Source organism: Pseudomonas entomophila (assembly GCF_029478665.1).
Classification (GTDB): Bacteria; Pseudomonadota; Gammaproteobacteria; order Pseudomonadales; family Pseudomonadaceae; genus Aquipseudomonas; species Aquipseudomonas entomophila_F.
This window is the reverse complement of sequence record NZ_JARPQB010000058.1, coordinates 83,076-93,892: the sequence shown is the minus strand read 5'-3', so window position 1 is coordinate 93,892 and position 10,817 is coordinate 83,076. Positions and strand designations below refer to the sequence as shown.

Sequence of the window (10,817 nt, the reverse complement as noted above, 5' to 3'; positions counted from 1 at the left end):
GTGTTGACGAACGTCACTTGCTATCGAGGTCACCGTGTCCAAATACTTTTCCGTCACTGCGGTCCAGGCACGCTGATGTCGCATCCCGACACCGTCCTGGAAAAACTCGCCAGCAGTTCATCGCGCCTGAACAAGGGCCTGCTGGTGCTGACCGCCCTTGTATTGCTGTTGCTCGGCATCAGCTACGTGGGGGTGATGCGCATGATCGAAGAACAGCACGGCACCTTGCAGTTTCATTTCGCCGCACTCATGGAGAATGTCCGCGAACAGGAGGCGTTCCTGCGCGATATCGCCCGTGAAAGCGCCAACGACGAGCCACTGCCCACAAGTACGCTGACCCTTTCCTTACAAAAAGCTCTGCCCGAGGAAGGACCGAACATTTATGAAGGTCGTGGCCTGCCGTTTTCGCTTCCGTACAGCGTGAAGATCAACCCGGACAAAATCGCCGCCGATCAATACCCTAGAATCTTTGCTCTCGGCTCTTACCTAGCCGCTTTCTACAGCGCGTTCTGGTCAGCGTCACATTATCAGTCCCCCCAAGTCATCTTGATCAACGGTCCCGACAACTTTGATATGGCCGTGCCCGCCGCCGGGCGTTTGCGCGGTGCGAACCCGATGCAGATCGGCGAGTTGATGCAGACAATGACCAAAATGAACAAGCGCATGCGCGAGCACAACTCGCCACCGCGCGATCTTCAAGTGCACTGGGAGCCCTACTCATCCACCCAAAACAACAAGATCACTCCGACGCTTATGGCCTATGTGAGTATCAACTTGCCCAGGAACGCGTTGACCGTCGAGGGCGCTGATACCTGGGTGATACTGGCCTCGCTGCTGAATCTGTCACAGGTCAATAACATCGAGCGACTGATGCAGTGGTCAATCTACGACAACTTCACCTTGATCACGCCTGGCGGAGTAATCCTGACGGGCGCCTTGAACCCTGGCCAGACGCTGCACAAAGGGGTGAATTTCAACCGTGACGGCCTGGTGTTCAAACTGACCAGTCCCGGTGAGGCGCACTGGACGGCAATCTACGTCATCAGCGTGCAGAGTTTTCTCGATTACGCACTGTGGCCATTGCTGTGCCTGACCGCGCTGGTACTGGCGATACTCGGCTGCAGTCGAGCCATCAATCGCTGGTACCGAACCCGGGTCATTCTGCCGGCACAAAGCGCACACGCCAGCATCGCCGAAAGCGAGGCCTTCAGCCGTGCTGTGATCGATACGGCGCCGACCGGCCTGTGCGTGATCCGTCGTAGCGACCACCACGTGCTGCTGGAAAACCAGCGCGCCCAGCAATGGCACGACAACAGCCAGTTGATGAGTTTGCTCACGTCGCGTACCGAGTCTGGCCACGCCGATGTCGAAATTGGCGGGCGCCACCTGCATGTTGCCTTCGTGCCCACCCGCTACCAAGGCCAGAACGCCTGGCTGTGTGCATTGCACGACGTGACCCGGCATGTCGAGGACGCGAAGGCGCTGGAAGAGGCGCGCCAGGCCGCCGACTCGGCGAATCAGGCCAAGAGCCGGTTCCTCGCCACCATGAGCCATGAGATCCGTACCCCCCTGTACGGCGTGCTGGGCACCTTGGAGCTGCTTGACCTGACGCCGCTCACCCCGCGCCAGCAGGATTACCTGCACACCATCCAACGCTCCTCCGCCACGTTGTTCCAACTGATCAGCGATGTGTTGGATGTGTCGAAAATCGAAGCCGGGCAAATGACCCTGGAACTTCAGGATTTCTGCCCGCTGGAACTGACCGAAGACACCGTGCGCGCCTACAGCGCCTTCGCCCGGTGCAAGGGCCTGCAACTTTATGCCTGCATTGAATCGTCACTGCCGGATCGGGTGCGCGGTGACCCGCTGCGGATTCGCCAGATCCTCAACAACCTGCTGAGCAACGCGATCAAGTTCACCGACAACGGCCGCATCGTACTCAGGGTACGGGTGCTGGACAGCATCGACGGCCGAGTCGACGTGCAGTGGCAGGTCAGCGATTCGGGGATGGGGATTTCCCAGGCGCAGCAACAGCAGCTGTTCGCCCCTTTCTATCAGGTCAACAACGCCACCGAACGGGCCGGTGCCGGTCTCGGTCTGGCAATTTGCAAGTGGCTGTGCGAATTGATGGCGGGCCAGTTGAACGTGGTCAGTGAACCCGGACTGGGCAGCAGCTTCACCCTGCAACTCGGACTGGAACACGTGCCCGGCGAGTTGGCCGACTGCCCCGTCTTCAGCCCCGGCACTCCCTCCATTTATGTGCGCGCGCAAGTCGCCGAGCAGGCACAACACCTCATAGGCTGGCTCACCCGCTTTGGCCTCGAGTGCCGCCTGGTGACGGGCGAAACATCAGAGCCATCGGCGCTGTTGGTGGAGATTTCCCCCCTCCCACACACGCCGCCCTGGCCCGGCCCAAGCATCATTGCCACACCGGACGGGCCCAAGCCCTCGCAGCTACATGGTACCGACCGAGAGGTCACCGCCGACGATGTCCGCGCGATCGCCTGGGCTATCTACATGGCCCGACATGGCACCAGTACCGACAATCATCCGTTGCCGGAAAAGACCCGTCGCTTGAATCTGCAGGTGCTGGTGGCGGAAGACAACGTGATCAACTCGGCCATCATCAAGGAGCAACTGGAGGTGCTGGGCTGCTCGGTGACTATTGCGCCCAATGGCGAACAGGCCTTGGCGCAGTGGTCTCCCGGACGTTTTGACCTGGTTCTGACCGACGTCAACATGCCGATCATGGACGGTTACAAACTGGCGGCAGCATTGCGCCAGCAGGATCCGTCCATGCCGATTATCGGTGTCACCGCCAACGCCCTGCGCGAAGAAGGCGAACGCTGCGCCGCCGTCGGCATGAATGCCTGGATGGTCAAGCCGCTCAACCTCGCCACCCTGCGCGAGCACCTTGAAAAACATTGCAAAGTCGCCCTACCCGCGGCCATCGCGCCGATACAGCTATCACCGAAAATGCGCGAATTGTTTGTCACGACCCTACGCCAAGATATACACACCACATTGACGGCGCTGGAGAACGCCGATGCCATTCGCGTTGCACAACAACTGCACAGCATGGCCGGCGCGCTGGGTGCGGTGCAGGTCGAGGCCATGGCCACAACATTTGTCGATCTGGAATGCCGTTTGAACGGCATGGTAGTGACGAGCGCCCTGGACCGCGAAGTCCGCCAGAATCTGTCTCAATTGCGAGACTTGCTGGATACCCTTGAATAATTTCAATCTGGAACTTCAACCATGGAAACCTTCAACGTTGTCATTGCCGATGACCATCCCATCGTATTGGTGGGGGTACGTGAGCTGGTTGAGCGAGACAAACGCTTTCGCGTGGTGGGCGAAGCCGTTTGTTCCAGCGAGCTGATCAATCTGCTCGAAACCCGGCAGGTAGACCTGGTCATCACCGACTTCAACATGCCCGGCGACTCAATCTATGGTGATGGATTGAAACTGGTGGAGTACCTGACACGGATTCACCCCACTGTCCGGTTGCTGGTGCTGACCATGATTTCCAATCCCTTGATCCTGACGCGCCTGCACGAACTCGGGGTGCTGGGCATCATCCAGAAAAACCAGCTGCATAACGACATCGAAACGGCGCTCAGGGCCATTGCCCGGGGCAACCCGGTACGCGGCTACGAACCACCGCCGACCACGGTAGTGATCGACAGCGCAGATTTGGACGAACGCTTTACCCGACTGTCGCCCAAAGAACACGAGATATTACGCTTGTTTGTCTCGGGATTGCCTGTCAGTGAGATCGCACGGGGCTTGAACAGAAGTACGAAAACCATCAGCACGCAGAAAATATCGGCCATGCGGAAACTTGAAGTCAACAGCGACCAGGACTTATTGGCTTATTGTATAGAGCGCAACCTGTTCAACTAAATTGAAACTTCAATAAGAACCATTATTGCTTTTAAGAATCGTCTGATACCCCATTGGAAGCTCGCACTTTATCGTGTTGTTTTAACCCGCCAACATGGTAAAAAAAATGAAAAAACTGTCTCGCGCACTTCTCGCCCTTTCAATCATGGCTGCTGCCGGTAACGCCCTGGCAGCCGAGCCGGGGACGCCAACCAAGGCCGGCAGCGGCACCATCAACTTCACGGGCACCATCAACAACGATGCCTGCTCGGTTGAGGGTGCAGGGAAGAACAAAACTATTTCCGTCAACATGGGCGAAGTGTCGATCAAGGACATGGGCACAGCCACAGCACCTAAAGGCAACGGTACGCTGAGCGTCGAGAACTTCGACATGAAGATCAATTGCAACGCTGGCACCAAAGTCGCGATGATCCTTGAACCAACCAAGAGTAATGGATCGGGCATTGAGCCCGGCACCAAAGTGTTGCGCCTGATCGACGGCTTGGGGGCTGCAAAAGGCATCGGTATTGCCTTGCTTGACGCCAATGGCGCGGTCATTGATCTGAGCTCGCCGAGCACGGCGAGAATCGAAAACAGCCTTCAAGACAGCAACACCACATTGAAATTCTCCGCGGCTTATGTCACCACCGTCGACCCAAAACTGGCCGTTGCCGGTCGCGGCGACGCAACCCTGCCGTTCACCCTGCAATACGAGTAAGCCGCACGAGCCATCGAGCACTGTGCAGGGCCGATCCGCCCTGCACTTTTATTCACCTTGCGCGGTAATCCTCATGTTTCTACGTCCTTCTCTATTCTTCTGCGTGGGCCTTTTCGGCCTGCTCGTGGCCAATCAGGCCATGGCTGGCATTTCCTTGAGCAGCACCCGTCTGGTTTTCGACGGCCAGCACAAGGAAGCTGGGATCACCGTGCGTAACAGCGGTGAAGATGTGCTGATCCAGTCGTGGATCGACACCGATGCCAGCGAAACCGCCGCGGTACCGTTTGCCGTCACACCGCCACTGGTGCGCGTCAGCGGTGATGAGCAGCAGATCTTGCGGGTGATTTACGAAGGCACGGGCATGCCCACCGACCGTGAGTCGGTGGTGTGGCTCAACGTGCAGGAAATCCCCCAAGCCTCCAAAACCAAAAACACCTTGCAGCTCGCCGTGCGCCAGCGCATCAAGGTGTTCTTCCGCCCAGCCGGACTAAAAAGCGATGCCTATCTGGCACCGAGCGAATTGACCTGGCGCTTGGCCGAACGCGCCGGCAAGCGCATTCTGCTGGTGAATAACCCGGGCCAGTATCATGTGTCGATTGCCGATATCACCTTGCAATCCGGCGCAATCAGCGAACACCCTTTTGATTCGATGATGATCGCTCCCGGTGAACAGAAAGCATTCACCATCAAACAACTTCACAACACTAATACAGCACGCCTGTTATTCAGCAGCATTAATGACTATGGCGCCCAAGACCGTTATGCCGCGCAACTTTCCACCCATGCCGATACTCGCGCCAGCTTGAATAAATAAGCTCCATAACTTCCTGCCGCTATCACAGCCGCACCGCCACTGTATTTCTCTTCGCTCCGTTAGTTAGTATCGGAGGTGATATTGGGTTCCTGCATGTTTTTACTCAAGCGCAACGGATGGGCGCCTTTTTCGATTGCTCTGGTTTTCAGCAACCTCTGCCTGGCAGATGGTGATGAACAGTTCAATACCTCGTTTCTGCAAGGCGCTCCGTCCTCTGTGGACCTGCAATCACTACTCGCCTCCAGTCGCGTGCTGCCCGGTATTTATCGGGTGGATCTCTACGGCAACGAAACCTTGGTCGGCCGTCGCGATATCGACTTCCGTCACCACCCCGGCACCGGCAAAGTCGAGGCCTGCCTGACCTTGGAGATGGTGCAGCAATTGGGGGTCGACACCGGCAAACTGCAAGCCACCGGCAAACTGACCGGCGATGACTCGAACACCTGTCTCGACCTGCCCGCCTTGATCGATCACGCGAGTGTGCGTTACGACGTACCACGCCTGCGCCTGATGGTCAGCGTGCCGCAAAGTGCCATGGAACGCGGTCGACGCGGTTATGTCGACCCGGCCCTGTGGGACGCAGGCGTGTCCGCCGCGTTCATCAACTATCAAGTGAGCAGCAGCCGTAACAGCGCTCAAGGTAATAACACGCTGAGCAATAACATTGGCTTGCGCAATGGCATCAACCTGGGTGCCTGGCGCTTGCGCAACGAGTCGAACTTCAACAGCAGCACCGGCAGCCCCAGTACCTTCAAAAGCAACCGCAGCTACCTGCAACATGACGTGATCGCCATGAAAGGCCAGTTCAGTGCCGGGGATATTTTCTCCGACGCTGACCTGTTCGACAGCGTGCGCTATCGAGGCCTGAAACTGGCGTCCGATGAAGGCATGCGCGCCGACAGCGAGCGCGGTTATGCACCGGTGATTCGCGGCATTGCTCAGTCCAGTGCCACCGTGGAAATTCGCCAGAACAACTACATCCTCTACACCGCCAACGTGCCGCCGGGGCCGTTCGAGATCAGCGACATCTACCCCAGCGGTTCCAACGGCGACCTGGAAGTGACTATCATCGAAGCCGACGGCCGGCGCCGGGTAAGCGTGCAGGCGTTTTCCAGCCTGCCAATCATGGTGCGTCAGGGCCAATTGAAATACAGCGTCTCGGCCGGCCGCTACAACAGCAACAGCGATGATCAGCAGTCACCGCAGTTTCTCAGCAGCACGCTGGCGTATGGCATCAGTAGCAACCTGTCGGGGATCGTCGGCGTGCAGGCGACAGAAAACTTCAAGGCGTTATCCGTCGGCGCAGGTCGCAACACCGCCATCGGCGCGGTCTCACTGGACTGGACTCACTCCAGCAGCCGCACGTTCGATCAGGCGGTTACCGGTAACAGCTTGCGCGCGCTGTACGCCAAGACGTTCACCGGCACAGACACCAACTTCACCCTCGCCGCCTACCGTTACTCGACCGAGGGCTATCGCACCCTCACCGAGCATGTAGAGGAACTGAGCCGCGACGATCGGAAACGTACCGGCAACTCGAAAACCCGCACCGACCTGACCGTCAACCAGAGTCTGGGCCGCAATCAGGAATTTGGCAGCGTCTACATCAACGCCAGCGACCAGCGTTACTGGGGGCGCGGTGGTTCGCAAAGCCTGTCGGCGGGTTATAGCAACTATTGGGGTGCGGTGAGTTACAACATCGGGGCCACGTACTCCAAGGATGTCGGCAACTATGGGCCGTCGAACAATGACACCCTGCTGAACCTGTCCGTGTCATTCCCGCTGGGTTCCAAACCCCGTGCACCGCGGGCCTTTGTGTCCGCCAGCACGCAGAAAGCCAGCAACAGCACCCAGGTGGGCATCAATGGCTACCTGTCGGAAGACAGCGACACGTACTACTCGGTGCAAGGCGGCAACAGCAGCACCGGCGGCGGCAGCGGTTCGGTGAACGTCAGCACTCGCACCTCGGTGATGGACATCAGTGCCGGCTACAGCCAGGGACGCGGATACAACTCGCAGAGTCTTAACCTGGCAGGTTCGGTCGTGGGCCATGCCGGCGGGATAAACCTGGGACAAACCGTGGGCGAAACGTTCGCACTGGCACAGGTCGAAGGCGTGGCAGGGGTCAAGATCGGCAGCTACTCCGGGACCAAAACCGCCAGTAACGGTTTCGCCGTGGTACCCAATGCGCAGCCTTACCGGGTTAACTGGATCAATCTGGACACCCGTGACCTGGGCGGCGATATCGAGATCGAGAATGCGACCCAGCAAGTGGTCCCCCGACGGGGTGCGGTGGTCGTGGCACGCTACGCCAGCAAGACCGGACGGCGCGTGCAGTTTGCGTTGTTCGACAGCCAGCATCGGCCGATTCCGTTTGGCGCGTCGCTCGAGGACGGCAACGGCAAGCAGTTAGCGATCTCTGACCCTGGTGGCAAGGCACTGGCGCTGGTGGAATCTGATGCCGGCACGCTCATCATCAACTGGCAGGGGCAGCGTTGTGAGGCGCCTTATGCGTTGCCGGAGCGCAATAAGGCACTGAACTATGAGCGTGTTTCGCTAGTATGCAGTTCATGACGGACTAAGAGCAGTCGCTTATCGTCCGTGGCTCGCGCGGATTTAGGTTCGTATACCCAAGCGTACAGTGGACGGCGGCACAGCCTTGGAACTCAATCCGAATTGCACTGATACGTGCGTTTACACATGACGCTGAAGCCGCTCCTGATGATGGCAATCAGATACAGCCGTCGCTGCTTTGATGACCAGCGCCTATCAACACGCCTCAAAGAAGGGCAAATTTATGAGTTCTCTGCGCGACATTCAGAACTTTCAGTTGAGACTGATCGAATCGGCGTCGGTGAACGAAAGCTGCGCCGCAGACCTGTTAAGTATCTTGCGCAAGCTTACCGTCGCTGAAGCTAGTAGCGTCATAGGGATCATCAATTTACTGCAGAGTGAAGCTGAAATACTTCGCAAACTTTCCGGAAAACTGACCTCTCGAACGGTACACGAGGGTTCTCTTATCAGTACAGTTGTCTAACGGATCATTCATCGTTATCGACAGCATCCTGGCCCTGGGGTAAGCCCTCGACATGTCAGTCATGATCGAAGGCGGCGAGACCGAAGCGCAACGCCAGCAGTTGTTGAGCCTGGGTTGCACGCTCGGGCAGGGCAACTGGTTTGCCCGGCCGATGGCGGGCGACGAGCTGTTGAACTGGCTGCAACCGCGTTCGCCGAGCGAGTGCCGAGCGCACGCAGGTGTAGTCACACAGTCAGGTCATGAGGCTCAAGGCAGACTCATCGTGATCAGGTAGTTCCCGGCCTTGACCGGCGAGCCTGCGACGTCGACCAGTTGATATTGCTGATCGTAGTAACGGCCATGGCCGCTGTCCCAGAGCAGCGCGACCTTGATGCTGGGCGCCGCGCTTGATGAGTCGACGTTACGTGCTTCAAGCACCGTGGCACGCATAGAGGCTGGGCAGTCGTTCAACCAGATACCGACAGCCTCGTCCGTACCGGTAGCGCAGGACTGTTCGACGATGCGCCCCTCGAACCGGATGACGCCTTGCGTGACCGGGGTTGCCGCCCAGCAGGCACTGCTCAGGACGAAGCTCAGGCTGATAACGGCTGGCAGAATCTTCATGGCGGACACTCCTCGAATGGTAAGCACTACGTCGTCATGGACGGGCAGAACTTGAGCGCTCTTCGATGCCGGGAAGTCTGCGGGTTGAGGGAGCGCGTACCCTCCATACAAGATCCGACAATAGTGTTTGTCCAGCCTGCTGATTTTCAGCGCCATCCCAACCCCTAGTGTCCAACCGGTAAACCTGCTTCCTGCGTTCGTGTACCGAAACGACTCCCGATCCCACTCCCGACCCTGTTCCTGATCACGTACCAAGTTTCCGTCCGGAAGTCTCAATTTACGGCGCGCTGCCCATGTTGCCGGCACGCCAATTGAGATGAAGGTTACGTCTGACGTATGAGGGAAGCGGTGCGACAGTTTTAATTCTCAGAATCCACAGCAAGCCTGTCATCTGACCGTCACTCAACTGTCGTAATCTGCGGCGCAACTCCGTGCCAAAGGTCCCCGGCATGCCCCGCCTGATTCCACTGCTGCTGTGCCTGCTCCCGGTGCTGGCCATGGCCGCCCCCCCGCAACTGCGCATCCAGGGCTCCAACACCATCGGCATCGCGCTAGCCCCGGCACTGGTCGGCGGCCTGCTGGAGGCCCAGGGCGCCAGCGCGATCGAGGTGACGCCCGGGCCTGTGCCCAACGAGACGCTGGTCAGCGCCCGGGACCGCGACAACCAACCGGTGCGCATCGCCATCGCCGCCCATGGCACCAGCACCGGCTTTGCCGCCCTGGCCAGCGGCGAGGCCGACCTGGCGACCGCCTCGCGGCCGATCAGCAATGCCGAAGCGCAGCAACTGCAGGCCCTGGGGGACATGCGTGGCGCCCGTAGCGAACAGGTCATCGGCCTGGACGGCGTGGCGGTGATCGTCCACCCCGACAACCCGCTGTCACAGCTCAATACCACGCAACTGACGCAGGTCTTTTCCGGGCAGTTCCAGCGTTGGGAGCAACTGGGCGTGCCCGGCGGCGCCATCCACCTATATGCCCGTGACGACCGCTCCGGCACCTTCGAGACCTTCAAGGCACGGGTGCTCGACCCTCGGCACGGCGAGCTGTCACCCCAGGCGCGGCGCTTCGAGTCGGCCGAGGCGCTGGCCGGGCAGGTCCTGGCCGATCGCCAGGCCATCGGTTTCAGCGGCCTGGCCACGGTGCATGGCGCCAAGGTGCTGGCGGTCGCCGAGGGCGATGCGCCTGCCCTGCCCCCCAGCCTCGCCCTGGTGGCGAGCGAGGACTACCCGGTTTCGCGCCGCCTGTTTTTCTACCTGCCCGACAATGCCAAGCCCCTGGCCCGGGCGCTGGCCGAGTTCGCCCAGAGCCCCGCCGGCCAGGCCATCGTCGCCGACCAGGGCTTCGTCGCCCAGCAGATCAAGGCGCTGCCCGTCCCCGTCCAACCCGGCATGCCGCCGCGCTATCGCGCCCTGGCCAGTGAAGCCCGGCGCCTGACCGTGAACTTCCGTTTCCAGGAAGGCAGCGCCAGCCTCGACAACAAGGCCCTGCGTGATGTGCAGCGGGTCGGCGACTACCTGCGCCACGCGGGCAAGCTGCATGAGCAGGCCGTGCTGGTGGGCTTCGGCGACCCCAAGGAAACCCCGGGCCGCGCCGCCCTGCTCTCGCGCCTGCGGGCCATGGCGGTGCGCCGTGAACTGGCCCGCGCAGGGGTGGAGGTCAAGGACGTGGCGGGGATGGGCGATGAGCTGCCGGTGGCCGGCAACGACCTGGAACAGGGGCGCTTGCGCAACCGGCGTGTCGAGGTCTGGGTGTACTGACCC

At 59.7% G+C, this 10,817-nt stretch carries 7 protein-coding genes; 6 read left to right on the top strand and 1 reads right to left on the bottom strand.

The features are described 5' to 3' along the window. The first annotated feature begins 75 nt into the window (after positions 1-75). The 5 genes from P5705_RS23180 (at position 76) to P5705_RS23160 (ending at position 7,991) form a co-directional block, all read left to right on the top strand. Positions 76-3,237 (top strand): hybrid sensor histidine kinase/response regulator, encoded by a 3,162-nt coding sequence (locus tag P5705_RS23180; RefSeq protein WP_277463207.1) that lies wholly within the window; start codon positions 76-78, stop codon positions 3,235-3,237. A gap of 21 nt (positions 3,238-3,258) precedes the next feature. Beyond that, positions 3,259-3,906: a response regulator gene (locus P5705_RS23175; RefSeq protein ID WP_277463206.1), complete on the top strand. Its 648-nt coding sequence runs from the start codon at positions 3,259-3,261 to the stop codon at positions 3,904-3,906. A gap of 106 nt (positions 3,907-4,012) precedes the next feature. Next, entirely contained in the window at positions 4,013-4,603 is a 591-nt protein-coding gene (locus P5705_RS23170) for a fimbrial protein (RefSeq protein WP_277463204.1), read from the top strand. A 73-nt stretch (positions 4,604-4,676) separates the two neighbouring features. Further along, positions 4,677-5,417: a fimbrial biogenesis chaperone gene (locus P5705_RS23165; RefSeq protein ID WP_277463203.1), complete on the top strand. Its 741-nt coding sequence runs from the start codon at positions 4,677-4,679 to the stop codon at positions 5,415-5,417. A gap of 93 nt (positions 5,418-5,510) precedes the next feature. Continuing rightward, positions 5,511-7,991 carry a fimbria/pilus outer membrane usher protein gene (locus P5705_RS23160; RefSeq protein ID WP_277463231.1) on the top strand — a complete coding sequence of 827 codons (2,481 nt, stop codon included), beginning with the start codon at positions 5,511-5,513 and terminating at the stop codon, positions 7,989-7,991. A 709-nt stretch (positions 7,992-8,700) separates the two neighbouring features. On the opposite strand, the gene P5705_RS23155 is transcribed toward P5705_RS23160, so the two are convergent. After that, the gene (locus P5705_RS23155; protein ID WP_277463202.1) at positions 8,701-9,057 is read right to left on the bottom strand and encodes a type 1 fimbrial protein; all 357 of its coding nucleotides are present in this window, start codon (positions 9,055-9,057) and stop codon (positions 8,701-8,703) included. A gap of 449 nt (positions 9,058-9,506) precedes the next feature. Between P5705_RS23155 and P5705_RS23150 the strand changes: the two genes are divergently transcribed. Then, positions 9,507-10,814 (top strand): phosphate ABC transporter substrate-binding/OmpA family protein, encoded by a 1,308-nt coding sequence (locus tag P5705_RS23150; protein WP_277463201.1) that lies wholly within the window; start codon positions 9,507-9,509, stop codon positions 10,812-10,814. The last annotated feature ends 3 nt before the right edge of the window (positions 10,815-10,817 follow it).

Coding starts and splice junctions, on each gene's coding strand:
- P5705_RS23160 (WP_277463231.1), top strand. CDS start 5,511: ATGTTTTTACTCAAGCGCAACGGATGGGCGCCTTTTTCGATTGCTCTG.
- P5705_RS23180 (WP_277463207.1), top strand. CDS start 76: ATGTCGCATCCCGACACCGTCCTGGAAAAACTCGCCAGCAGTTCATCG.
- P5705_RS23155 (WP_277463202.1), bottom strand. CDS start 9,057: ATGAAGATTCTGCCAGCCGTTATCAGCCTGAGCTTCGTCCTGAGCAGT.
- P5705_RS23175 (WP_277463206.1), top strand. CDS start 3,259: ATGGAAACCTTCAACGTTGTCATTGCCGATGACCATCCCATCGTATTG.
- P5705_RS23150 (WP_277463201.1), top strand. CDS start 9,507: ATGCCCCGCCTGATTCCACTGCTGCTGTGCCTGCTCCCGGTGCTGGCC.
- P5705_RS23170 (WP_277463204.1), top strand. CDS start 4,013: ATGAAAAAACTGTCTCGCGCACTTCTCGCCCTTTCAATCATGGCTGCT.
- P5705_RS23165 (WP_277463203.1), top strand. CDS start 4,677: ATGTTTCTACGTCCTTCTCTATTCTTCTGCGTGGGCCTTTTCGGCCTG.